This window comes from Jilunia laotingensis, assembly GCF_014385165.1.
GTDB classification, from domain to species: Bacteria; Bacteroidota; Bacteroidia; order Bacteroidales; family Bacteroidaceae; genus Bacteroides; species Bacteroides laotingensis.
In genome coordinates, this window is the sequence record NZ_JACRTF010000001.1 from 4137715 (window position 1) to 4163342 (window position 25628).

Consider the following 25628-nt stretch of genomic DNA (forward strand, 5'->3'; position numbering starts at 1 on the left):
TTCTTTACTCACCGCCCTGCATCGAAAAGGCAGGCATGGCAGCATTATCTGCATTTTCTCCTCTTACCAATTGCATTTAAAGTGAAATGAATTACCTTTGTCCGCATCAAAAGTGATTATTTATGGAACTCTTAGTATACAAAGCTTCTGCCGGCTCCGGAAAAACTTTCACATTGGCTGTGGAATACATCAAATTACTCATTCTGAATCCCCGGGCTTACCAGCAAATATTGGCTGTGACTTTCACCAACAAAGCCACGGCAGAGATGAAGGAGCGCATTTTGAGTCAGCTTTACGGTATCTGGACAGAAGATAAAGAATCTGAACCTTACCTCAAACGAGTGATCGAAGAAACCGGAAAATCGGAAGAAGAGATACGCTGTTCCGCAGGAACGGCACTAAGCTACATGTTGCATGATTACAGCCGTTTCCGAGTCGAAACCATCGACTCATTCTTCCAATCCGTGATGCGTAACCTGGCACGGGAATTGGAACTCAGCCCGAACCTGAACATCGAACTAAACAATCAGGAGGTACTGAGTGATGCCGTCGACAGCATGATCGAAAAGCTCGGGCCGACTTCTCCCGTATTGGCATGGCTGTTGGATTATATCAACGAACGCATTGCGGACGATAAGCGTTGGAATGTATCGGAAGAGGTGAAAAACTTCGGGCGTAACATTTTCGACGAAGGTTATATAGAAAAGGGAGAAGGATTACGAAGGAAACTCATCGAAAATCCCAGCCTCATCAAAGACTACCGCCACGAATTGAAAGAGATGGAGACGGAGGCATTGGAACAAATGAAAGGCTTCTATGACCAGTTTGAAAGCGAACTGGAGGGACATGCGCTCTGTGCAGATGAGTTGAAAAACGGTGTGCGAGGCATTGGCAGCTATTTTCGTAAACTCAACAATGGAATACTCGGTGACGACATATGCAATGCAACGGTTAAAAAATGCCTGGATGACCCGAAGAATTGGGCCACCAAAGCATCACCACGCTATAGTGATATCTTGCAACTGGCAACGGACAGCCTTATCCCACTTTTGGTGCAAGCCGAAATATTCCGGATGAAGAATAGTAGGATAATAAATAGCTGCCGGCTATCCATGCAACATCTTAACAAAGTGCAGTTACTTGCCAATATCGATGAAGAGGTACGCCAATTGAACCGGGATAACAACCGGTTCCTATTGTCCGACACAAATGCCCTGCTCCACCAACTGGTCAAAGACGGTGATTCTTCCTTCGTCTTTGAAAAGATAGGGGCGAACATCCGCAATGTGATGATCGACGAATTCCAAGATACCAGCCGTATGCAGTGGGGCAATTTCAGGCTTCTTTTGCTGGAAGGGCTATCACAAGGTGCCGACAGCCTGATAGTAGGCGATGTGAAACAATCCATCTACCGCTGGCGTAATGGAGACTGGGGAATATTGAACGGACTGAACGAACGGATAGAACAGTTCCCCATCCGTGTGAAGACCCTTAAGACAAACCGGAGAAGTGAAAACAATGTGATCGATTTTAATAACAAATTATTTACTGCCGCTGTCAATTACCTTTGTTCCGGCAATTCCAGTAAAGACGCACTACGTAAAGCTTACTCCGACGTGGCGCAAGAATCCCCTAAAGAAGAACAAAAAGGATATGTCAAGGTAACATTTCTCAAACCTGACGAAGAGTATGACTATACCGAACAGACGCTTATCAGCCTGGGGGAAGAAGTGGAACGTCTCTTAGCTTCCGGAGTCAAGCTAAATGACATGGCGATACTGGTACGCAAGAATAAGAACATCCCACAAATTGCCGATTATTTTGACAAAACCCTTAAATATAAAATAGTCTCCGATGAAGCATTCCGACTGGATGCCTCTTTAGCCGTATGTATGTTGATAGATGCCTTGCGCTATCTTTCCGACCCTGAAAACCTGATTGCGAGAGCATCGCTGATAACGAACTACAGGCAACAGATCATAGGCGATGACAGGGGTCTGGATGCATTATTGACCGGTAGCCCGGAAGAACTGCTCCCCAAGGCGTTTGTTGAAAACAGGGAAACACTTCGTCTGATGCCTCTATATGAGTTGTTGGAAGAACTATTCAGTATCTTTGAAATGAACCGGATCGAGAGTCAAGACGCCTATCTTTTCGCCTTCTTCGATGCGGTGACAGACTATCTGCAAAGCAATTCATCCGAACTGGACAGCTTCGTCCGTTTTTGGGAAGAAACCTTATGCGGCAAAACCATTCCCAGCGGAGAGATCGAAGGTATCCGTATCTTCTCCATTCATAAATCGAAAGGACTTGAATTCCATACCGTACTCCTCCCCTTCTGCGACTGGAAAATGGAAAACGAGACAAACAACCAATTGGTATGGTGTATTCCTACAGAAGCCCCTTTCAATGCATTGGACATCGTGCCCGTCAATTATTCAACACAAATGGCAGAATCGGTATACCGATCGGATTACCAGCAAGAACAATTGCAGTTGTGGGTAGATAACCTGAATTTGCTTTACGTAGCTTTCACCCGTGCAGGCAAAAACCTGATAGTGTGGAGCCGGAAAGGGCAAAAAGGCACAATGGCAGAATTACTAACGGCCGCATTACCCGAAGTGGCACGCAGGTCTCATCAGGAGTGGAACGATGAAGAACCTTATGAACAGGGCAAACTCTGTTTGTCTTCCCCTGAAAAGAAAGCTATTTCCACCAATAAACTGACTCGGAAACCGGATAAGCTTCCTGTAAAAATGGAATCGATGCGGCATGAAATAGAATTTCGCCAATCGAACCGTTCGGCAGATTTTATCAAAGGCATTGACGAGGAGGACTCGGACGACCGCTTCATCAATCGCGGACGATTATTGCACACGCTCTTTTCGGCCATTGAAACGGAACAGGACATCGATCCGGCCATTGAGCGGCTGATATTCGAAGGAGTCATCGGCAGCGAGGAAATGGAAAAGGACATTAGGAATCTGACACAAAAAGCTTTCGCTTTGCCGGAAGTGCAGGACTGGTATTCGGGCAACTGGACGCTATTCAATGAATGCACCATTATATATAAGGAGAGAGGGGAATTACAAACCCGCCGTCCCGACCGAGTGATGATGAGGGAAGGACAAGTGGTAGTGGTAGACTTCAAATTCGGTAAACCGAATAAAAAGTATAATAAACAAGTAAAAGGATACATGAACCTACTTGTCCGGATGGGATATGAAAAAGAACAGATCAACGGATACTTGTGGTATGTAGACGAAGGAAAAGTGGAAAAAGTGAATAAAAGAATACAATAGTCAATGGAAACATTTCTCCAACTGGTCGCGCAAGACCTATACACCAAAATAGGAAACGATCTCTCACGAGTAGCAATCGTATTTCCAAACAAACGTGCCGGCTTATTCTTTAATGAACATCTGGCTGCACAGTCGGATCATCCATTATGGTCACCGGCTTATATCAGTATCAGCGAACTGTTCCAACAATTGTCCCGACAAAAGTTGGGCGATCCCATACGATTGGTATGCGAACTGTATAAAATATTCCGTGAGGAAACAAAGAGCGAAGAATCGCTTGATGATTTTTATTTCTGGGGAGAATTGCTAATCAGTGATTTCGATGATGTAGACAAGAATCTGGTTGATGCCGGTAAACTCTTCACCAACATCAAGGATCTCAAAAACATAATGGATGATTTCGATTTCCTCGATGAAGAACAGGAAAGCGCCATCCGGCAGTTTTTCCAGAACTTTTCCATTGAGAAGCGCACGGTATTGAAAGAGAAATTCATCTCTCTTTGGGATAAACTGGGAACTATATACCAACGTTTCCGTATGAAATTAGAAGAAGAGGGAATCGCGTATGAAGGGATGCTTTATCGCAATGTGATAGAGAACCTCTCTACAGACAAGCTCCGTTACGATAAATATGTATTTGTAGGATTCAATGTATTAAACAAAGTGGAAAACCATTTTTTCTCTTTGCTACAAGATGCCGGTAAGGCTCTATTCTACTGGGATTACGATATTTTCTACACTCGTCTTTCAAAGCATAGGCACGAAGCGGGAGAGTTTATACTCCGAAACCTGAAGCTTTTCCCGAATGAACTCCCTGAAGAAGTTTTCGATTGCTTACGCAAGCCTAAGAAAGTACGCTTCATCTCCTCTCCTACCGAAAATGCACAGGCACGTTATCTGCCGCAATGGGTCAGAGAAGTGGTTAAGGAAGAAACAAAGCTCAGCAACGAAAAGGAAAACGCTGTGGTACTTTGTAACGAGGCTTTGCTACTTCCCGTGCTTCATTCGATTCCGCCCGAAGTGAAGAATGTAAATATCACTATGGGATTTCCATTATCCCAAACCCCGGTATACAGTTTCATTAATGCCGCCCTTGAATTGCAAACCACGGGGTATCGCCCGGATACCGGACGTTATACTTATGAAACAGTACAAGCGATACTGAAACACCCATATACCCGGCAACTATCTTCCAAAGCTGAACCGTTGGAACGTGACCTGACAAAGACGAACCGTTTCTATCCATTACCAACGGAATTGAAACAGGATGGTTTTCTTGCACTCCTATTCACTCCATGCAAGAACATTCATGAGTTATGCATCTACATCACCGGGGTGCTAAAAGAAATATCCATCCTCTACCGCCAGCAATCGGAACATGACGATATCTTCAATCAGCTTTATCGTGAATCATTATTTAAAAGCTTCACGTTGGTGAACCGTTTGCTCAATTTGATTGAAACGGGAGAATTACAAATCCGTATCGATACCTTCAAACGGCTACTAAACCGTCTATTGACGACTGCCAATATTCCTTTTCACGGAGAGCCTGCCATCGGTATGCAGATCATGGGAGTACTCGAGACACGTAATCTTGATTTCCGCAATCTTATCATGCTTTCACTCAATGAAGGCCAGTTGCCGAAAGCCGGAGGCGAATCCTCTTTTATTCCTTATAATCTCCGCAAAGCTTTCGGAATGACGACCATAGAACATAAGAATGCGGTATATGCATATTATTTCTATCGACTGGTCCAAAGGGCAGAAAACATCACATTGATTTATAACACCTCTTCCGACGGGTTAAATCGGGGAGAAGAATCCCGCTTCATGTTACAATTCCTCGTAGAGTGGCCGCACGACATCGTTCGCGAGTTCCTCGAAGCCGGGCAGTCACCTCAAAGCAACCAGGAGATCATCATCGATAAAACACCGGAAATACTCAATCGAATAAATTATAAATACGATTTCACGCGGAACCCGAAGGCATTCCCGCTTTCACCTTCCGCACTCAATGCATACTTGGATTGTAAACTACGCTTTTATTACCGCTATGTGGCCGGGCTGAAAGCTCCCGACGAGGTCAGTGCCGAAATAGATTCATCCCTGTTCGGCACTATTTTCCATCGTGCAGCCGAACTGGCTTACAATGATTTGAGCGCAAACGGCAAAGAAATACGGAAAGAAGATTTAGAGAGACTTTTACGAGACAATATCCGCCTTCAAGGGTACGTAGACAGGGCTTTTAAAGAAGAATTCTTCCATGTCGAACCGGATGAGAAGCCGGAATACAATGGGATTCAGTTACTAAATTCCAAAGTTATCTATTCTTATCTGAAACAGCTATTAAGAAACGATCTCCAATATGCTCCTTTCTCCATGGTTGGAATGGAGAAAAAAGTTAGTGAAGAAATGCAGGTCAAGACTCCGTCCGGATCGATAAGTGTCCGCATTGGCGGGACAATTGATAGAATGGATTGCAAAGACGACACGCTCCGTATTGTTGATTATAAGACAGGAGGAAGTCCAAAGACACCTGCCAGCATCGAACAACTTTTCACCCCAGCTGAAGGAAGACCGAATTATATCTTTCAAACCTTCCTTTATGCTGCCATTATGAGCCGGAAGCAATCGCTAAAAATAGCTCCGGCATTGCTTTACATCCACCGGGCTGCCAATGAAAACTATACCCCTGTCATCGAAATGGGTGAACCAAGAAAGCCCAAGTTGCCCGTTAATAATTTCGCCTTTTTCGAAGATGAGTTCCGGGAACGATTACAAGCTCTATTGGAAGAAATTTTCGGAGATGAAGTTCCCTTTACGCAAACAGAAAACACGAAAGCCTGCGAATATTGCGACTTCCGTGCTTTATGTGGCGGTAGTTCCCGTACGAGGAAGTAAGGGAGAAAACTTTGAAATACAATAGCAAACTATTTATATTAACTATATAGAAGCCAATACCAACTTTATATCCGCATATGATACTTCATCTCCCATGGCCACCTTTATCTGCGTCAATCCACGCATATCGGGATGCTGCTGTAAATGATGTTTTACCTTCTCTATCTTATCTTGTGACACGAGCTGATCAATCTTTATTCTACCCTGACGAACATAATATTCCAGATGGGTAGCGATTGTACCGGTCACCAATTCCCGTGCCTTTGCTATGTCTTCAAGCTTCATCCCTTGACAAAACAGGTTATAACTAACCTCCTTTGTATCTGGTCTAGGCTTCTTTATAACGTCCGATTTAGAATCTTTCACATCCTCCGGTTTCATCTCCTTTCCTGCATTCTTGTTAGTAAATGCAGATATTTCCGGACGTTGTATATGTTTATCCTCTACATAACGATTCACCATATCCAACAATACATCCCCATACTTTTCGGCTCCTTTCTTTCCAAAATATGGAATACGTATTAAAGATTCAATATCTACCGGTAATAGATTTACTATTCCTAATATTGCCTTTTGCTGAATAATAGTATACACAGGAAGTCCGGCTCCGGATGCCTCCGAGTTTCTCCAGGCAATCAGCTGCTTATATAGTTCAGGATGTAATATGTCCGAAGGAACTTCTATCTTGTTTGTCTTATCGGATTTTGCGGACGAAGAAGCACTACGAGATTTATGCTCACCCGCACTGTTATGATCATTGGCTGCCAGTGTGAGTAAAGCCTTATGCTTAAGATAAGAAGAAACAGAGAAACCTTCTTCCCCGGTAAACGACAAAGTGCCTATCTTCACATGTAAAGCCGTCTGAAGAGTACTTATAGCATCCGTCATTCTTCTCTTGATATCTTTATTATCAGTCTGTACTTTTGTCATTGCAAGCAAAGGAGATAATAACTCTTCCAATTTCGTTTTAAAATAATTCGCACCGGAAATCAAACGTTTCTGCAACTTTTCATCGTGGGCATAATCATCTGTAGCATTTACAAGCTCTGTATATTGCGATTGAAAAGTATCTCCAACCTTTGTGACTTCTGTTTTATAATGTTCGAAAGCTTCTTTATATTGCCCGAGCAATTTCGGATAAAGCCGGTACAGATGTTCGTCCAATATACGAAGCACATGTCCGAAATCACGCTCCAAGGAATGGAAGTCAAATTGTTCGCATAACAATTCATAGAAATACTGACGTTGAAGCAAATTCAGTTTTACACGATCGGGTGACATCATTTCCATTTCGCGATTAAAGTCATCTATCGTATGGTCGGTAATTATCGATTCCAATCTGAGGGGGGAACTTAACACCATCCCTTCCAAACTCTTACATCGGCTTAGGGCAACATACACTTGTCCATGGGCAAATGAAAGATTCGCATCGATGATAGCCCGTTCAAAAGTCAATCCCTGACTTTTATGAATGGTAATAGCCCATGCCAATCGAATGGGATATTGTCTGAAAGTCCCTTCTACCTCTTCAGTAATCTCTTTGCTGACAGGATTCAATATGTATTTGCTATTTGTCCATTCTTCTGTCTCAAGAAGGAAAGATTCGTCATCCCCGTTGCCACGTACGATAATTCCATCTTTTCCGGTATCGAGTACAATACCAATTTTTCCGTTATAAAAACGATGTTCACCGGAAGTATCGTTCTTTATAAACATGATTTGGGCTCCTTTCTTTACAGTCAGCACTTCATCCGCCGGATAAGCCGATTCCGGGAAAGTACCGTCAATCTTTGCCTTAAAAGAAAAAGCATCGCCCGGCAAAGCGGCAAGTTGATTGTCATTATATCGTTGCGCCTGATAATTATGGGTAGTTAAGCGGATGTATCCCTCTTCTTTATCGGGCTTGAACCCTGGAAGATAGCGTTTATTCAACTCTGCAAGAACAGTATCATCTGCACTGTTCTCACGTATCTTATTCAATAAATCCAGAAAGAAGGCATCACTTTGACGATATACTTGTTTCAATTCGATTGTAACATATTCGGTTTGTCGCAACGCACGACTACCAAAAAAGAAAGCAGTATCATAAAAAGGGCGTAGCAACTGCCAATCGTCCTCCTTGATCACAGGGGCTAATTGTTGCAAATCACCGATCATCAGCAGTTGAACTCCTCCGAAGGGCTTATACCGATCACGATATTGGCGGAGGACAGCATCTACCGCATCCAAAAGATCAGCCCGTACCATACTGATCTCATCGATTACCAATAGATCGAGGCTGCGGATAATATTCACTTTTTCTTTTCCCATCTTATACGATGCCTGTGCGGAAGCAAAAGTTGTATCAGGAATATAAGGAGCAAAAGAGAGTTGAAAAAAAGAATGAATCGTAACACCGCCTGCATTGATGGCAGCAATTCCCGTAGGTGCCACCACAACCATGCGCTTATGCGATTTCGCTTTCAATTCCTTAAGAAAAGTGGTCTTTCCTGTCCCGGCTCTCCCGGTAAGAAAAAGATGCGTACCCGTATTCTCTATGAATTGCCAGGCTAGTTGCAATTCAGTATTCGTGTTTATCACCATTTTAGTTATGCAATAATTATTCCGGGTAAAGGTACTTAAAACAGTCTGAAATACCTTATAAATCCATACCTTTTATACGGACATTTTTTAGAAGGCACCTATTAAACTTATTTTCTTTAAAAGATATCTTCCCTAATTGACTGACTGCCTATAAACATTCAGGGCATCTGAACCAAAACGATTCAAATACCCTGAAAAAAGAAAAATTCATAAAGAGGGAAACATCATTTCATCGATCCACCGATAATATCGAGCAGCTCGTTCGTTATCGCTTGTTGCCGACCCTTATTATATTGTTTCGTCAAATCTTGTATCAATTCATTGGCATTGTCCGTAGCAACCTGCATAGCCAATGTACGAGCAGCATGTTCCGAAGCATTGGAATCCATTGCAGCCGTAAACATCTTCTGGCACAAAACTTTCGGGAGAAGATCGGCAATCAATTGTTCTGCCGAAGGTTCTATAATATAATCATTTACCATCAGATTCTCTTCTACCTCTGCTTCCTGTTCTTCTTCCAGTTGAGACAAGTCAATGGGTAGATATGTTTCTCGAAGCAATTCCTGTACCCCCATCGAACGGAAATGATGATAGATCAACTCCACTCTGTCCACTTCTTCATCGGCATAGAGTTTCATTAAATGTTCGGCCAATGCAGAGGCTTCCTTATAAGTGGGTTTGTCCGATAAAGATTGATAACTTCCTTTCGGGAAAAAGCCCATTTTCTTGATAGCTTCTTCAATTTTACGTCCTATCGGGTAAATAAGAATATTATCCTGACCTAATTTCCGGTACTCCCCAACTGTATGCAGAAACATTTTTATAACATTTGCATTGAAAGCACCACATAAAGAACTATTGGAGGAAAACATAACAATTGCTACACGTTTTACTTCCCTCCTTTTTATATAAGGAGATTCTATGTCAAGATCGGCACTAAGAAAATTTCTTAGTATTTTATTCATCTGCCTCTGATAAGGCAACATGTTTTCAATGGCTCCCTGCGCCTTATGCAATTTGGCAGAAGCCACCATCTTCATTGCTGAAGTGATCTTTCGGGTACTCTGTACCGAATTTATTCTGGTTTTTACTTCCTTAAGTGAAGCCATGATTCCGATTAAAAATTAGTAACTAAAAATTAATAACTAAAAAGGGAGAAGGGGAAATCAACTCTCCGTTCTTAATTCTTCATTTTCAATTTTTCATTTAATAAACTGTTTTGCTACCAGTTCCGCTGTTTCGCGGATACCTTTCTCAACATCCTCATTGATCACACCGGTTTTCAGCACATCCAATACATCTGCCTGATGATTGATAGCAAGCGTTTCCTGAAAACTGACTTCAAAGTCTTCCACCTTGTCAAGAGGAACATTACGTAATAATCCGTGTACTCCGCAGTATAAAATTGCAATCTGTTTTTCGACCGGCATCGGACTATATTGCGGCTGCACAAGTAAACGAGTATTTTTCTGCCCCTTATCAATGATATGGGCCGTAACAGGATCCATATCCCCACTGAACTTTGTAAACGCTTCCAGCTCACGATATTGAGCCTGATCTATCTTCAAAGTACCGGCTACTTTCTTCATAGCCTTAACCTGAGCATTACCACCCACACGGGAAACAGAAATACCGACATTGATGGCCGGACGTATCCCTTGATTGAACAAATCGACATCAAGGAAGATTTGCCCGTCCGTAATAGAAATCACATTTGTCGGAATATAAGCAGAAACGTCTCCTGCTTGCGTTTCGATAATAGGTAGTGCCGTCAGAGACCCGCCCCCTTTTACCATACCCTTCAAGCTCTCGGGAAGATCATTCATCTCACGAGCAACCTCTTCTTGATTTATTATCTTTGCCGCACGTTCCAACAAACGGGAATGAAGATAGAATATGTCCCCCGGGTAAGCTTCACGCCCCGAAGGACGACGAAGAATCAATGATACTTCCCGATAAGCTACTGCTTGCTTGGATAAATCGTCATAGATAACCAATGCATCACGACCCGTATCGCGAAAATATTCACCAATAGCCGCACCCGAAAAAGGCGAGAAGTATTGCATAGCAGCCGGATCACCGGCCGTGGCGGCAACAACTATCGTATAATCCATTGCTCCATATTCGCGCAATATATTCACAATAGAGGCAACGGTAGAACCTTTTTGACCGATAGCCACATAAATGCAATACACAGGTTTGCCAGCCAAATAGTTTTCACGCTGATTGATAATCGTATCAATGGCAATCGATGTCTTTCCCGTTTGGCGGTCGCCGATGATTAATTCACGCTGACCTCGACCGATAGGGATCATGGCATCTACCGCTTTTAATCCTGTCTGTAAAGGCTGGTTTACCGGCTGCCGGTAAATCACCCCCGGTGCTTTACGTTCCAAAGGCATCTCATATAATTTTCCTCCGATCGTGCCTTTACCATCCAACGGCTCCCCCAAAGGATCGATAACACGTCCTAACATTCCTTCTCCCACGCGGATAGAAGCGATTCGTTTGGTACGCTTTACGATATAACCTTCTTTGATTTTATCCGTAGGTCCGAGTAATACTGCACCGACATTATCTTCTTCAAGGTTCATCACAATAGCTTTGATGCCATTTTCAAACTCCAGCAGCTCATTAGCTTCAGCATTCCACAGACCATAAATACGTACCACTCCATCACTGACTTGCAATACGGTACCGATCTCTTCTAATTGCACCCGCGTATCGATTCCTTCCAGTTGGCGACGTAGAATCTCAGATACCTCACTTACATTTATATTTTCAGCCATTATACAATTCTCCTATTCTTATCAATAAATTGTTGTTTTACTCGTTTTAACTGGGTAGCAATACTGGCATCCAAACGAAAATCGTTTATATCGAAGATAAATCCACCTTCGATAGAGGGATCGACTACCGTCTCCAATTCCATCTTTGCGTGCAACACGTCACCGGCTGATTTACGAATACGCTCTTCCGTAGCTTTGTCCACAGGTACGGCAGTAATAAGTTTCCCAATCCCGATATGTTTCAGTTTCCGGTACAGTTCCAGAAAAGACAAACAAATGAATTGCAAGAATTGCTCCCTATGATTCTCCAACACCAAAGTAATAAACCGGGAGAATGCACGGCCAACTTCTCCATCGCCCACAGCCGCAGTGCATATCAAAGAATATTTCTCTTTGATGGGCAGTACAGGATTCGCCAATGCATCTTTCAGAGCCGGAAAGTTAGTTAGACTCCTCGACAACATGCAAAATTCCTTATACAACTGATCTTCAACGTTAAGCTCCTGAGCATACTCAATCAGCGCTTTAGCATATCGCATAGAAACAATTCCGATATCCATTTCTATTAATTACAAATTATTAATTACGACTTACGTGACAAGACTTCATCCAGCATGCGGTCTATCATTCCCATCTGTTCTTGTTTATCATTCAGATTTTTACGAAGGACTTTCTCTGCAATGTCTACAGAGAGAACAGCCACCTGACGACGAATATCGCGTATCGCCTCTTCCTTCTCGAATTGAATCTGTTTCTTCACCTCATTCAATTCTTTCCGGGCAGCAATTTCGGCCTGCTTACGAGCTTCATGAATAATCTTATCACGCTCCTCCAAAGCTTCTTTCAAAATACGTCCTTGTTCCTTATTTGCAGCAGCCACAAGCGCTTCACCTCTTTCTTTAAGTTCAGCTAATTGAGCATTCGCCACCCTGGCTACCTCCAAAGATTGGTCGATGTAAGTCTTACGCCCCTCAACCATCTTAATGATGACAGGAAAGCCATATTTTGCCAACACCGCAAACACAATGCCGAAGGATAAAACCATCCAGAACAAAAGGCCGCTATCGGGTAATAACAATGACATAATTTTATTTTCTATTTATCATTTGCAATGTACTTTTTGCCGATACTTTGTCATATCGCCAAATCATACATTGGAAATGTGGGATTATACATTATAAGAAGAATACCAGCAGACAAACAACTACTGCCAACAAAGCTACACCTTCTATCAATGCAGCAGCAATAATCATATTCATACGAATATCACTTGAAGCTTCCGGTTGGCGTGCTATAGCTTCCATTGCGGAACCACCAATTTTACCGATACCCAAACCTGCACCAATAACAGCAAGACCAGCACCAATGGCTGCTCCTAACTTTCCGATAGCAGCACCTGCGGCTGCTTGTAACAAGACTGATGATAGTAACATAATTTTCAGTTTTTAAATGGTTTATATTATTAGTTTTTAAATTCAAATTTACTAAGCCGGTTTCCTATTCAACTACTTTTTTAGTCTTATCCCCCTCTTGTGCCAACCCAATAAACACAGCCGACAACATGGTGAACACGTAAGCCTGAATGAAAGCAACCAGCAATTCCAATGCATTCATAAATATATTAAATAGGACGGAAGCAAAGGTTAAGGTTCCATTCAGTGCAGGTCCCATACTCGCTGAAATAAAAATCAAACAAGTAAGCACTAACATGGCCATATGACCGGAAAGCATATTGGCAAACAAACGGATCATCAGGGCAAAAGGCTTGGTGAATATACCGAAGAACTCGATAAATGGCATCATCGGTACAGGCACTTTCAACCACCAAGGAACATCCGGCCAGAATATATCTTTCCAATAATGTTTCGTTCCAAAAATATTAACGGCAAGAAATGTGAAAATAGCCAATACCATCGTGATGGCAATATTTCCCGTCACATTAGCACCTCCCGGGAAAAAGGGAACCAATCCCATCAGATTATTAATGAAGATAAAGAAGAATGCGGTCAGCAGATAGGGAGCGAACTTCTTGTAATTTGGACCTATACAATTCTTTATCACATCATCATGTACCATCATGATAAACATCTCCATAAAGCCGATAAAACCTCCGGGAGCATATGCTCCCTGTTCACGCCTGCGATACCAATGTGCCACACTCAGAATAATAATAACCAGTATAGCACTATTGATCAGCAATGACAAAGTAACCTTCGTTATGGATATATCCCATGGACGAACCACTTCACCAGCAACCTGTTCTACGATTTTACCTTCATATTTACTACCTTCAGGCGCAATGGAAAAACCTTCATACACGCCTCCGTTTTCTTTTAAGCGTGAAGAAAGGAAGGCATGCCACCCCGTTTTCGGGCTATATACGATCACAGGCAATGGAATCGTTATCTGTGTATTCCCCCAGGTCGTAATATGCCATTCATATGAATCGCCTATATGCCCAAAGACAATGCCTTTCACATCGACCGTGTTCTCTTTCTGTTCCTGAGAAGATATTTCTTCTTCCTGCGCAAAAGCAGGAAGTGCTACCATTATCACCAACATAAAGAGCATTCCCGTAAATATGTTATGCAACTGTTTCATCTTTTATCTTATTTTTCTTTAACCGTTTCTTATTGAGTTCATAACTTGCAAAAAAACTTGTCTCAAACATCAGATATAGCAAATAATTGGCTATAAATGTAAGTAGAAAAGCCCGGGCTTCCTCATGAACCACGATACAGTAAACCACGAGTACGATAATTGAAAGAATCATCTTTAGTACCTTCATTGCCAGATAAAGCAGCAACATCTTGTCCGGAGCATATTTACGGCAGGCATCGAACATATAGATATTAAACACTCCGAATAAATAGAAGTATACCGGAATCAACGGATACCCTCCAAAATAATGTTCGGGAATCAAAGAAAAATAAGTAAAGCCTCCCACTCCCCCCAACATCAAGGTAAGAAGAGTCAAATAAAGCAAATACTTACGTTTCGTTCTACTTATGCTCATTTTATGTTGCTGTGTTTTTCTGTTATTAACCTTATCGAATGATCACGAGATGCAAACGGAGGCAATCCCGTCACTCATCTCGACGAAACCACTTTGGATATCGAGTACCTTTTCTTCACCCTCCTCCGTCACATAGCTCAATTTTCCTTCTTGTAGCGAAGAGACAATCGGTGCATGTTGCGGGAGTATGGTAAACGAACCGAGAGTACCAGGCAATGTCACACTGCGTACATTGCCATCATATACTTTCTTTTCCGGAGAAACAATACACAAGCGGAGTTCTTTCATATCTTTCTAATCTTTAGCTTGTTCAAGCAATTTTTTACCTTTTTCAATAGCTTCTTCAATCGTACCTACATTCAGGAAAGCTTGTTCGGGAAGATCGTCCACGTCACCATCCAGAATCATTCGGAAGCCTTTGATCGTATCATCTATCGAAACCATCACTCCCGGTACGCCTGTAAACTGTTCGGCAACCGCAAAAGGTTGTGAAAGGAACCTTTGCACACGACGGGCACGGTTTACAATCGTACGGTCCTCATCCGAAAGCTCTTCCATACCTAAGATAGAGATGATATCTTGTAATTCTTTATTGCGTTGAAGAATCTGTTTTACTCTCTGGGCAACTTCATAATGTTCCTGTCCTACAATATGGGGGTCAAGAATACGTGAAGTGGAAGCCAACGGGTCAACTGCCGGATAAATACCTAATTCTGTGATTTTACGATCCAAAACCGTAGTGGCATCCAAATGGGTAAACGTAGTGGCAGGTGCCGGGTCAGTCAAGTCATCGGCAGGCACATATACCGCTTGCACAGAAGTAATAGAGCCATAACGGGTGGAAGTAATGCGCTCCTGCATAGCTCCCATTTCGGTAGCCAAGGTAGGCTGATAACCCACTGCCGAAGGCATACGCCCCAACAATGCCGAAACTTCGGAACCGGCTTGCGTAAAACGGAAGATATTATCAATAAAGAATAGAATATCCCGCGGACTGTCATCTTTCGTATGCATATCCCGGAAAGATTCTGCTACCGTCAAACCCGAAAGGGCAACCGAAGCACGCGCACCCGGTGGCTCGTTCATCTGACCGAACACCAAAGATACCTGAGATTTTTCCAATTCATCATAATCGACCTTGGAAAGATCCCAATCTCCTTCCTCCATTCCTTTCTTAAAAGCTTCGCCATAGCGGATAACTCCCGATTCAATCATTTCGCGAAGCAAGTCATTACCTTCACGGGTACGTTCTCCCACTCCGGCAAAAACAGAAAAGCCATTATGTTTTTTAGCTATATTATTGATTAACTCCTGTATAAGTACCGTCTTACCAACACCAGCACCACCAAAAAGACCGATCTTACCTCCCTTTGAATAGGGTTCCAGCAAATCGATCACTTTAATACCGGTATAAAGCACTTCTTGTACAGTAGTCAAATCTTCAAATTTAGGGGGATCGCGGTGAATAGAATAAGCTCCTTCACGACTGAGTTCTTTCATGCCATCTATGGAGTCACCGACAACATTCATCAATCTACCTTTGATTTGCTCACCTACAGGCATGGTAATCGGACCACCTGTCGGATATACCTTCATACCACGCTGTAATCCATCAGTACTATCCATCGCAACGGTTCTCACCGTGTTTTCACCAATGTGTTGTTGTACTTCTACAATCAGGATTTTGCCATTCGCCCTTTTTATTTCCAGTGCATCATGTATACTTGGTAAGATCAATTCAGCATCTGCACCTTCAAAATATACATCAACGACAGGGCCGATAACCTGAGAAATATGTCCGATAATCTGTGACATAAGCAATCATTTTATATATTATTTTCAAACTTAACGTAGTATAGTAAGCCGCGTTTTTACCAACTTTACTATTAAAATAACGCTCCAATTATTGTTTTGTTCACTTACCATTAACATAAGTAGTTAAACAAACAACTTTGCAAATGTAAAAACAATAACGATTCATTATTCTCATTTGCTATTTTTTGGATTTAGATAACATTCATTAGTCCTAAAATTGCTACAAATAGTCCATCTTTCACAGAGAAAAGTTCACTTTACCAACAAAACTACAATTAATCTTTCAGTTTAACAGAAAAACGTTACAACAAAATATAGTTTTCAAATTTCATAAAAGAGATCAATCAGTTAGATTGCAAAAGAAAAAGTAAAAGGGACAACGGGTTTCATGTTCGGAGACAATACAGCTATCCTTATATGAACATTTCTCAGGAATTTTAGAACAAAGTCATAACAATCAAGGCAATAGTATTAATTATTGCAAATAAAAAAACATCTTAATAGAACTGAAAGATATAGACTATAAAAAACGAGAATAAGTAGATATTTTAAAATATATCATACATTCTTTCTATCGTTCAATTACGTACGATCGGGAGATACCTATCAATATATGAAAAGGTATCTTTCAATATATGAGAAGCAGTGTTTCATATATTAATAAAAGTATGTACTTTCACAAACAAAAAGTACGTACTTAACACAGCGTTAAATACGTACTTTAGAATATAAGAATACGATCTCTTGTTATCTCTTAAAATACTTCCACTTTTTCAGCAATACGTTTTGTTTTATCACGCAACGCATCCAAATCGGAGCCTAAAGGGGCATAGCAAAGTACGACTCCCATGCGGCGATTGACCCGTGTAAACGGCTTGCCGAAAATACGCAGATAGGTATCCTCTTCTCTCGTAACCTCTTCCAATCCCCTATATTGCGGACGTTCCTGACTGGCAACAGGTGAAAGAATCACGGCACTCGCCCCTATCCTTTCCTGTTTGATACATGGAATCGGCAAACCAAGCACGGCACGGAGGTGTAATTCAAACTCATTCAGGTTTTGTGTACCTGCCAAAGTCACCATACCCGTATCGTGTGGACGGGGGGACAGTTCGGAAAAATAAACTCCGTTTTCATGGCTTAGGAAGAATTCTACTCCCCACAAACCAGCACCTGTTAAAGCACGGGTTACTTTCTCCGCCATCTCCTGTGCCTCTTTCAAATGTGCCGGATCAATGTGGGCAGGCTGAAAACTCTCACGATAATCCCCACCCTTCTGCACATGACCAATGGGAGGGCAGAACAAGGTCGGTCCGTTTTTTTGAGTGACAGTAAGCAATGTGATCTCACTATCGAACTTAATAAATTCCTCGATTATCAGTTCACGGATATCTCCCCGGCTGCCACTGCATCCGTATTCCCATGCATGTTCCAGTTCGTCTGCATTCTTCACCAATGACTGCCCCTTACCGGAAGAAGACATCAAAGGTTTCACCACACATGGAAAACCTATTTTGGCAGCGGCATCTTTCAGTTCGTCCAGTGATTTAGCATAGAAATAGCTGGCTGTTTTCAATCCAAGTTCTTTAGCTGCCAGATCACGGATGGCTTTCCGGTTCATAGTGAAGTTGACGGCACGCGCACTCGGCACTACCTGAATTCCTTCTTTCTCAAAATCGTACAAACGTTCCGTACGGATGGCTTCAATCTCTGGCACGATGATATCCGGCTGGTGTTTACGCACCACACGTTCCAACGCTTCGCCATCGAGCATATTGAATATCTCATATTCATCGGCAACCTGCATGGCAGGTGCATGGGCATATGAATCACAAGCAATGATATGTTGTCCTTTACGTTGGGCAGATATAACAAATTCTTTTCCTAACTCACCCGATCCGAGCAAAAGTATTTTCTTCATGATTGCATTGTTTTGATAAAATTATGACCGCAAAGGTACTATTTTCTTGCTTAAAAAAATCCGGTGCATCCTTCTTTATACAATTACTGATGTTGTTCACGCAGTAAGTCATTCACCGTCTTTACCGGGTTAAATGTAGAAAGAGGCACTTCTACAAACACAGTGTTCCAATCACTCATCGCCCCGTTCCATAATCCCGGAAGTTCCAAAGCCTTGAGGTCTTTGCCATTCTTCGACTTGTAAGAGATAAAGCCGGTTGCTTTATCAACGTATTTCACAAGATCGAATTTGTGACCTTTATAATCACGCACGGCACATACGAGGTCTACCGGATTGAAATGAGTGCCTTTCTCAAACATCTCTTTCTTGGCAGGATCATCCATATCGATCTGCGAACTTTCCAAAATCTGCAATGAGATGGTACCGTCATTATTATAGGCAAGGAACGGTCCCCCACCCGGTTCACCGACATTCTTCACCATACCGCATACGCGCATAGGCCGGTTTAGTTTATTCTTTAGATAAATGACCAGTTCGGCATCTTCCAAGTTCTTCGTTTCAGGATTCTTACAGAAAAGTTTTTTCTGAACGAATTGCAGAATTTCCATCACCTGTTCATGAGTATATTTGCCACTGTCCAATAACTCAAGATATTCAAAAGCTTGTTTTTGCAGACTGACCAATATACCGGCAATCAGCTTTTTATAAAGTACCGTATCCTCTTTCAACCTATCAGGAACCACATTATCAATATTCTTGATAAAGATGATATCAGCATCAAGATCATTCAGATTTTCGATCAAAGCTCCATGACCGCCCGGACGGAACAATAATTTGCCATTATCACGGAACGGTTCATTGTTCATATCGGCAGCAATCGTGTCAGTACTCGGCTTTTGTTCGGAGAACGTAATGTTATAATCAACGCCATAACGTTTAGCGAACTCACCCGCCTTTTCCGCCACCAATACTTTGAACAGCTCACGATGCTCGGCAGATACGGTAAAGTGTACGTTCACTTTGCCACTCTTCCCCGCTGCATACAGGGCACCTTCCGCAAGATGTTCCTCCAACGGAGTACGCGCACCCTCTTCATACTTATGGAACTTAAGCAAGCCTTTGGGCAATGCACCATAATTCAATCCGGCTTCTTCCAATAAAGCGGCAACCACCGCCTTATAGTTTCCTGTGGCGATCAATCCGGCTATATCATTCCCTGCGGTACGCTGGCAAGCTACATTCAGATCATCGTAAAAAGCAAAATTATTCATACCCTCGAAGAAAGCATGTTCAAACTTTGTAGCAGGCGCATCATAATCAGCTCCCAAAAATTCAAAGAGATTCTTAAACATACGGCTGGCAGCTCCCGAAGCCGGAACAAACTTCACTACGGTCTTACCCGAATTCATATAGGCATCCCATGCATCGAGAGATGCTTTCATTTCAGCAGCATCAGGGACCAGGATTCCTTTGTCAACAGATGCAGCAGCATCCAACTTCAAGAAAGGAAAACCTTTTTGAAAACAGGCCAGTTGCTCAGCTATTTGTGCTTCTGTAATGCCTTTCTTGGCAAGCAACTCTTTGTCTTGTGGTGTTATCATACGTATCTATTTTTATTAATTGATGCCCAAAAATACAAAATGTTATTCACTTATGCCCTTCAACTAAACAAAAAAAACTACTTTTACATTCGAAAAGTACCAAATAGCAGAAAAAACTATGGAGGAGATTTCATTTTTCAACGATAAAGAAAAAGTTGAGCTATTCGCCTTATACAAAAGACTGATACGCTCTGCCGGAGACAGTATTACAAAAGAAAATATCCGGAAATTAAAGAAATACCTTATTTACGCTGCGCAATGCAATAATCTGCCGCGTAATAATTTTGGTATGAACCCCGTCATAAGAGATTTGCAAACGGCAGTCATCGTAGCCGAAGAAATAGGCATGAAAGGATCGTGCCTGATAGGCATCATGCTTCACGAAATCGTAAAAAACAACGTCATTACAACCGAAACCGTTCAAAAAGAGTTTGGCGAAGACGTTTCGAGCATCATCACCGGGTTGGTAAAGACCAATGAACTGTATGCCAAAAGCCCGGCCATCGAATCGGAGAACTTCCGCAATTTACTTCTCTCGTTTGCCGAAGACATGCGCGTAATCCTGATTATGATTGCCGACCGGGTAAATGTGATGCGCCAGATAAAGAATTCCGAGAATGCAGAAGACCGCTTGAAAGTGGCTAATGAAGCGGCTTACCTATATGCTCCCCTTGCACACAAGCTGGGATTGTATAAATTGAAGTCGGAACTCGAAGACTTGTCTCTGAAATATTCCAAACGGGACACTTACTACTTCATAAAAGATAAGTTGAACGAGACAAAAGCCTCCCGGGATAAATATATTGCAGCCTTCATCGAACCGATCAAGAAAAAGGTAGCAGAAGCCGGACTGCATTTTGACATTAAGGGACGTACCAAGTCCATACACTCCATCTGGAATAAGATTCAAAAGCAGAAAACATCCTTTGAAGGTATCTACGACCTATTTGCCATCCGGATCATCATTGACTCGGAACCGGAGAAGGAGAAACAAGAATGCTGGCAGGTGTACTCCATCGTGACAGACATGTACCAACCCAATCCGAAACGCCTCCGCGACTGGCTCTCCATACCTAAAAGCAACGGATATGAATCGCTTCATATCACAGTGATGGGACCGGAAGGGAAATGGGTGGAAGTCCAAATACGCACCCGCCGCATGGACGAGATTGCCGAACGCGGATTAGCCGCCCACTGGCGATACAAAGGTGTAAAGGGAGAATCTGGTCTGGACGAATGGCTGACTTCAGTTCGGGAAGCACTTGAGAATCCGGATAATGATTCCATGAAAGTAATGGATCAGTTCAAGATGGACTTGTACGAAGATGAAGTATTCGTCTTCACTCCCAAAGGAGATTTGTTCAAATTAGCCAAAGGAGCTACCGTACTTGACTTCGCATTCCATATACACAGCAAATTAGGTTGCAAGTGCATCGGAGCAAAAGTCAATGGGAAAAATGTGCAGTTGAAGCAAAAACTGAACAGTGGCGACCAGGTTGAAATCATGACATCGAACACGCAGACTCCGAAACAAGACTGGTTGAACATAGTCACGACCTCAAAAGCCCGTACCAAAATTCGTCAGGCCCTAAAAGAGATGGCAGGACGACAGCATGATTTTGCCAAAGAGACCTTAGAACGAAAATTCAGAAACCGGAAGATGGAATATGATGAGGCGGTCATGATGAGGTTGATCAAACGGATGGGCTATAAAGTAGTTACCGAATTTTATCAGGCAATCGCTGACGAGACATTGGACATCAATGATCTGCTTGACAAATACATTGAACAACAGAAAAAGGATAATGATACGAAAGATGAAATCATCTACCGAAGTGCGGAAGGTTATAATCTACAGAACCAGATAGAAGAAACGACCGGTAAAGAAGACGTACTCGTCATAGACCAAAACCTGAAGGGCATTGAATTCAAACTGGCAAGATGCTGTAATCCGATATATGGTGATGATGTATTTGGCTTCGTGACCGTTTCGGGAGGAATCAAAATTCACCGGACTGATTGTCCCAACGCCGACCAGATGAGAGAACGTTTCGGCTACCGGATTGTAAAAGCACGCTGGGCGGGAAAATCGCAAGGCACCCAATATCCCATTACACTTCGTGTTGTGGGACATGACGATATTGGTATCGTGACCAATATCACCTCGATCATATCCAAAGAAAATGACATCACACTACGGTCTATCGGCATAGATTCGCACGACGGACTTTTCTCAGGCATGTTAACCATCATGGTGGGCGATACAGGGAAATTGGAAGCATTGATAAAGAAACTGAGGACTGTGAAAGGTGTAAAACAAGTTAGCAGGAATTAAGAAAAATACGGGCACCCGCCTATTCATTTATAAATGACCTGAACATACCCATGGAACCATTTAGCATCAGAAAACGAATCAAAAGTTTCACCTATGCGTGGAAAGGAATCAAAAGCTTTGTTTGTCAGGAACACAATGTCTGGATTCATCTGACGGCAGCATTATTGGCTGTTATCGCAGGAATTATTTTTAATATACAAAGATCCGAATGGATAGTCATTGTTATTTGTATCGGGATGGTTATTGCCGCAGAAGCATTCAATACAGCCATCGAACGACTTGTCAATCTTGTTTCACCGGAATGGCACCCCATTGCCGGTGAAGTTAAAGACATTGCAGCAGGCGCAGTACTTATATGTGCCATTGCAGCAGCAATCGTGGGATTAATTATTTTCATACCTTATATAATATAGGGGGGGGTGACACAGGGACAAGTTGACAAGTTGTCAACTTATCCACACTATCTTACCCTTTTCTTTTTATAATAAGGATATGTGATTAGCACAAAGAAAAGTAATGCCATAGGGGCTACGATACGCCCTATGTGATAAATAGACTCGATGGAAGATTCCACGCTTAAGTAACATGCAGCCGCAAGCCCGAGCGTAATTCCCGTTTCCCATGCCAAAAGATGGGTCGTATTGGCTGTACCACGCTGACAGTGTTGTGAAAGCTTAATGAATATAAGCAGGAACTCCGGAGTGACCAGTCCTAATCCAAGTCCTAATAACACAGCTGTAATTCCGGAAGGAACCTCCTGCAACAGGATACAGGAAAGTATCATCAAGCCTAATCCCGATACAATCACCCCTAATGTCCTTTCCCCATGAAAGAGCAGCCTGGCAAGCAGGACAGCAAACAAAAATCCAATCCCCACGATGGCAAAAAAAGGAATTTCCAACTCCCCGATGTACACCATACTCAACGAATAGTGAAACACCGGAAGCATTAACCCCGGAATAAAAGCAATCATTATCAGATTGATAGCCGGCAACCATCCACGCGGAAGAAAGAAGCGGTCAAAGGAACAGAGCTTTGTGACCATAGGTGCCCGGAAAGGCACATATACCCTTAAGACCGACAGTATCCCAAAGAGTCCGACCACAACCGAAACATACAGCAACGTTTTAAAAGGATAGGATTGATACAGCCAAACTCCCGAAGCAATCCCCACCAGCATACCTAAACGAGCCGCCCATGAAAAAGCAACATTCCCTAAACTGCGGAGATTAGAATTGGTAATATCAATGGCTAATGTTATCCCTGCCGTGGTAGCCATGCCAAAAGCAATTCCCTGTACAAGGCAAAGTAACGACAACTGTGTCAGATCATTAACAAAAGCGTATCCTGCCGTAGCAGCCAGCATCACCGCAAACGAGAAAGCACAGATATATTTCCGTTTATAAGCATCCACCAGATAAGCATGAAAAGGCCCGATGACATACATGCCTACGGTAAGCAACAGGAACATTGCCCCGGTCATGGACACCGGCACACCCAAGCGATCCGCCATCTCTATCGGAACGATTGGGAACAGCATATACAAGGATATGAACAACAGCAAATTAGCAATACATATCCGCATAAAATGAATTGTCCATAAATTGTTTGCCATATAGGTTAATATTGTTCTTTTTCATTGGGGAAGAAATTATTCTTCACATCTGAAACATAACGGCTGATTGCATCGTTCATCACCGTATACAAGTCTGCATAACGACGTAGAAAACGCGGACGGAAGCCATTGTTCATACCCAGCATATCCTGAATCACCAACACCTGACCGTCCACATTCCCTCCTGCACCGATACCGATTACCGGAATGGTCAGTTCGCTTGCCACACGGGCAGCCAAGGTAGCGGGAATCTTCTCAAGCACCAATGCAAAACAACCGGCTTCTTCCAGTAAATGTGCATCGCGAAGCAACTTATCGGCTTCGGCATCATCTTTGGCACGAACCGTATAGGTACCGTATTTATTGATCGACTGCGGCATCAATCCAAGGTGTCCCATAATGGGTATGCCTGCACTCAGAATTCGTTTCACAGTATCAATGATTTCTTCACCGCCTTCCAGTTTCAGCGCATCGGCATGACTTTCCTTCATGATACGGATGGCGGAAGCAAGACCTTCCATTTCATTTCCCTGGTATGAACCGAACGGCATATCGACCACTACCATGGCGCGTTTAACCCCACGTACCACCGATTTTCCATGATATATCATCTGGTCGAGCGTAATAGGAAGCGTAGTCACATTACCAGCCATCACGTTGGAAGCGGAATCACCTACCAGAATTACATCAATACCGGCACCGTCTACAATCTGTGCCATGGTGTAATCGTAGGAAGTCAACATAGATATCTTTTCGCCTCTTTGTTTCATTTCAACCAGGCGATGTGTAGTCACTTTTCTTGTATCATCTGATATATAACCAGCCATATTCTTTACTTTTTGAATAATTAAATTGGGCGCAAAGGTATAACTTTTAATCCATAACGGACAAGAAAAAAAGGAGGAATTTGCCCGGCATCGACGAGTGCAACCTTCATTACTGATATGAATGTTCTTCCTCCGCAAGAAAGAAGCTACCTATCACCGAAAAGTAAAACACACGATTCTAAACAACTTAAATCGCCTTACCTCCGTATTTCAAGCATTTTGTCATAAGTCATCCCATCAAAGTCGTCTATGACGATATCTGCCTTATCAATGATTGCTTCACGTGTATTTGTCGTTGCCACACCTATCACTGTTGCACCGGATGAACGTCCTGCCTGCAAACCATGAAAGGAATCTTCAAAAACAAAACTATTTGCCGGGGTAACTCCAAATATCTCCATTCCCAACAGATAACAATCCGGTGCCGGCTTAGAACGTCTAAACATTTCCCCCGTCAGAATACGATCGAATTGTGCTTTAAATTCAGGGTGCGTGCGATATACATTTTCCATCTTCTCTTCATTTGAACTTGTAACAAGAGCTATTTTCACCCCATGATAACGAAGATCGGCAAGGAACTTTTGTATCCCGGAAAGATATTCATACGACATATCCTTTTCGAACCGATTGAGATCACGGGTTATTTGCTCCTGTACCCCTAACATGCATGGAAAATATTTGTCATAGATTTGTGTCAAAGTCTGTCCTTTGATACCAGCTCCAAAATTATCCAAATGCAGATATTTACTTCCTTGTTCATTCCAAAAAATCGTATACTGCGACTCTGTATCCATTATTACACCGTCAAAATCAAACAGTGCAGCAATCGTATTTGTTACATTCATATAAACATTCTTTTACCTTAAAACGTTAAACCTTGTATTAATACGAGTGCAAAGTTCCGAATAATCGCCCGATCAGAC

The 25628-nt window shown here is 42.5% G+C and carries 19 protein-coding genes; 4 read left to right on the forward strand and 15 right to left on the reverse strand.

Annotated elements, in window-relative coordinates; all coding sequences use genetic code 11:
- The first annotated feature begins 122 nt into the window (after positions 1 to 122).
- Both H8744_RS16210 and H8744_RS16215 read left to right on the forward strand, forming a co-directional pair.
- Positions 123 to 3302 (forward strand): UvrD-helicase domain-containing protein, encoded by a 3180-nt coding sequence (locus H8744_RS16210; protein ID WP_262435842.1) that lies wholly within the window; start codon positions 123 to 125, stop codon positions 3300 to 3302.
- A gap of 3 nt (positions 3303 to 3305) precedes the next feature.
- Positions 3306 to 6203 (forward strand): PD-(D/E)XK nuclease family protein, encoded by a 2898-nt coding sequence (locus H8744_RS16215; RefSeq protein ID WP_262435843.1) that lies wholly within the window; start codon positions 3306 to 3308, stop codon positions 6201 to 6203.
- 42 nt (positions 6204 to 6245) lie between these two features.
- Here H8744_RS16215 and H8744_RS16220 read toward each other — a convergent pair whose 3' ends face one another.
- From H8744_RS16220 to H8744_RS16275, 12 genes are all read right to left on the reverse strand, one after another.
- Positions 6246 to 8780: a helix-turn-helix domain-containing protein gene (locus H8744_RS16220; protein WP_369411078.1), complete on the reverse strand. Its 2535-nt coding sequence runs from the start codon at positions 8778 to 8780 to the stop codon at positions 6246 to 6248.
- A 230-nt stretch (positions 8781 to 9010) separates the two neighbouring features.
- Entirely contained in the window at positions 9011 to 9895 is an 885-nt protein-coding gene (locus H8744_RS16225; protein WP_262435845.1) for a F0F1 ATP synthase subunit gamma, read from the reverse strand.
- A gap of 93 nt (positions 9896 to 9988) precedes the next feature.
- A complete protein-coding gene (gene atpA, locus H8744_RS16230; protein ID WP_262435846.1) occupies positions 9989 to 11575 on the reverse strand; it encodes a F0F1 ATP synthase subunit alpha in 1587 nt (528 codons plus the stop codon).
- Positions 11575 to 12135 carry a F0F1 ATP synthase subunit delta gene (locus tag H8744_RS16235; protein WP_262435847.1) on the reverse strand — a complete coding sequence of 187 codons (561 nt, stop codon included), beginning with the start codon at positions 12133 to 12135 and terminating at the stop codon, positions 11575 to 11577. Before H8744_RS16235 ends, atpA begins: the two co-directional genes overlap by 1 nt.
- 23 nt (positions 12136 to 12158) lie before the next feature.
- A complete protein-coding gene (atpF, locus tag H8744_RS16240) occupies positions 12159 to 12659 on the reverse strand; it encodes a F0F1 ATP synthase subunit B (RefSeq protein WP_262435848.1) in 501 nt (166 codons plus the stop codon).
- Positions 12660 to 12750: 91 nt separating this feature from the next.
- The gene (gene atpE, locus H8744_RS16245) at positions 12751 to 13008 is read right to left on the reverse strand and encodes an ATP synthase F0 subunit C (protein WP_262435849.1); all 258 of its coding nucleotides are present in this window, start codon (positions 13006 to 13008) and stop codon (positions 12751 to 12753) included.
- 64 nt (positions 13009 to 13072) lie between these two features.
- The gene (atpB, locus tag H8744_RS16250) at positions 13073 to 14176 is read right to left on the reverse strand and encodes a F0F1 ATP synthase subunit A (protein WP_262435850.1); all 1104 of its coding nucleotides are present in this window, start codon (positions 14174 to 14176) and stop codon (positions 13073 to 13075) included.
- Positions 14160 to 14534: a hypothetical protein gene (locus H8744_RS16255; protein ID WP_439649385.1), complete on the reverse strand. Its 375-nt coding sequence runs from the start codon at positions 14532 to 14534 to the stop codon at positions 14160 to 14162. Before H8744_RS16255 ends, atpB begins: the two co-directional genes overlap by 17 nt.
- 99 nt (positions 14535 to 14633) lie before the next feature.
- Positions 14634 to 14879, reverse strand: a complete 246-nt coding sequence (locus H8744_RS16260; RefSeq protein WP_262435852.1) for a F0F1 ATP synthase subunit delta/epsilon — start codon at positions 14877 to 14879, stop codon at positions 14634 to 14636.
- A 6-nt stretch (positions 14880 to 14885) separates the two neighbouring features.
- On the reverse strand, positions 14886 to 16406 hold the full coding sequence (atpD, locus tag H8744_RS16265; RefSeq protein ID WP_262435853.1) for a F0F1 ATP synthase subunit beta: 1521 nt from the start codon (positions 16404 to 16406) through the stop codon (positions 14886 to 14888).
- Positions 16407 to 17160: 754 nt separating this feature from the next.
- A complete protein-coding gene (gene purT / locus H8744_RS16270) occupies positions 17161 to 18327 on the reverse strand; it encodes a formate-dependent phosphoribosylglycinamide formyltransferase (RefSeq protein WP_262435854.1) in 1167 nt (388 codons plus the stop codon).
- An 83-nt stretch (positions 18328 to 18410) separates the two neighbouring features.
- Positions 18411 to 19928, reverse strand: coding sequence for a DUF4301 family protein (locus tag H8744_RS16275; protein WP_262435855.1), 1518 nt, complete (start codon positions 19926 to 19928; stop codon positions 18411 to 18413).
- A gap of 118 nt (positions 19929 to 20046) precedes the next feature.
- On the opposite strand from H8744_RS16275, the gene H8744_RS16280 reads away from it, so the two are divergent.
- Positions 20047 to 22263, forward strand: coding sequence for a RelA/SpoT family protein (locus H8744_RS16280; protein ID WP_262435856.1), 2217 nt, complete (start codon positions 20047 to 20049; stop codon positions 22261 to 22263).
- Positions 22264 to 22313: 50 nt separating this feature from the next.
- Positions 22314 to 22676: a diacylglycerol kinase family protein gene (locus H8744_RS16285; protein ID WP_262435857.1), complete on the forward strand. Its 363-nt coding sequence runs from the start codon at positions 22314 to 22316 to the stop codon at positions 22674 to 22676.
- A gap of 47 nt (positions 22677 to 22723) precedes the next feature.
- Here the strand turns inward: H8744_RS16285 and H8744_RS16290 are convergent, their stop codons facing one another.
- The 3 genes from H8744_RS16290 to H8744_RS16300 form a co-directional block, all read right to left on the reverse strand.
- Complete coding sequence (locus tag H8744_RS16290) at positions 22724 to 23878, reverse strand: MFS transporter (RefSeq protein ID WP_262435858.1); 1155 nt, start codon at positions 23876 to 23878, stop codon at positions 22724 to 22726.
- Between the two features lie 5 nt (positions 23879 to 23883).
- Positions 23884 to 24705: a 3-methyl-2-oxobutanoate hydroxymethyltransferase gene (panB, locus tag H8744_RS16295; RefSeq protein WP_262435859.1), complete on the reverse strand. Its 822-nt coding sequence runs from the start codon at positions 24703 to 24705 to the stop codon at positions 23884 to 23886.
- 197 nt (positions 24706 to 24902) lie between these two features.
- A complete protein-coding gene (locus H8744_RS16300; protein WP_262435860.1) occupies positions 24903 to 25550 on the reverse strand; it encodes an HAD family hydrolase in 648 nt (215 codons plus the stop codon).
- Positions 25551 to 25628 lie beyond the last annotated feature (78 nt).

Excerpts from the sequence above, each read along its gene's own strand:
- H8744_RS16235 (WP_262435847.1), bottom strand. The coding sequence starts at position 12,135 with ATGGATATCGGAATTGTTTCTATGCGATATGCTAAAGCGCTGATTGAG.
- H8744_RS16260 (WP_262435852.1), bottom strand. The coding sequence starts at position 14,879 with ATGAAAGAACTCCGCTTGTGTATTGTTTCTCCGGAAAAGAAAGTATAT.
- H8744_RS16255 (WP_439649385.1), bottom strand. The coding sequence starts at position 14,534 with ATGTTGGGGGGAGTGGGAGGCTTTACTTATTTTTCTTTGATTCCCGAA.
- atpF (WP_262435848.1), bottom strand. The coding sequence starts at position 12,659 with ATGTCATTGTTATTACCCGATAGCGGCCTTTTGTTCTGGATGGTTTTA.
- H8744_RS16275 (WP_262435855.1), bottom strand. The coding sequence starts at position 19,928 with ATGATAACACCACAAGACAAAGAGTTGCTTGCCAAGAAAGGCATTACA.
- H8744_RS16280 (WP_262435856.1), top strand. The coding sequence starts at position 20,047 with ATGGAGGAGATTTCATTTTTCAACGATAAAGAAAAAGTTGAGCTATTC.
- atpB (WP_262435850.1), bottom strand. The coding sequence starts at position 14,176 with ATGAAACAGTTGCATAACATATTTACGGGAATGCTCTTTATGTTGGTG.
- H8744_RS16225 (WP_262435845.1), bottom strand. The coding sequence starts at position 9,895 with ATGGCTTCACTTAAGGAAGTAAAAACCAGAATAAATTCGGTACAGAGT.
- atpD (WP_262435853.1), bottom strand. The coding sequence starts at position 16,406 with ATGTCACAGATTATCGGACATATTTCTCAGGTTATCGGCCCTGTCGTT.
- H8744_RS16210 (WP_262435842.1), top strand. The coding sequence starts at position 123 with ATGGAACTCTTAGTATACAAAGCTTCTGCCGGCTCCGGAAAAACTTTC.
- atpE (WP_262435849.1), bottom strand. The coding sequence starts at position 13,008 with ATGTTACTATCATCAGTCTTGTTACAAGCAGCCGCAGGTGCTGCTATC.
- H8744_RS16285 (WP_262435857.1), top strand. The coding sequence starts at position 22,314 with ATGGAACCATTTAGCATCAGAAAACGAATCAAAAGTTTCACCTATGCG.
- atpA (WP_262435846.1), bottom strand. The coding sequence starts at position 11,575 with ATGGCTGAAAATATAAATGTAAGTGAGGTATCTGAGATTCTACGTCGC.
- purT (WP_262435854.1), bottom strand. The coding sequence starts at position 18,327 with ATGAAGAAAATACTTTTGCTCGGATCGGGTGAGTTAGGAAAAGAATTT.
- panB (WP_262435859.1), bottom strand. The coding sequence starts at position 24,705 with ATGGCTGGTTATATATCAGATGATACAAGAAAAGTGACTACACATCGC.
- H8744_RS16215 (WP_262435843.1), top strand. The coding sequence starts at position 3,306 with ATGGAAACATTTCTCCAACTGGTCGCGCAAGACCTATACACCAAAATA.
- H8744_RS16290 (WP_262435858.1), bottom strand. The coding sequence starts at position 23,878 with ATGGCAAACAATTTATGGACAATTCATTTTATGCGGATATGTATTGCT.
- H8744_RS16300 (WP_262435860.1), bottom strand. The coding sequence starts at position 25,550 with ATGAATGTAACAAATACGATTGCTGCACTGTTTGATTTTGACGGTGTA.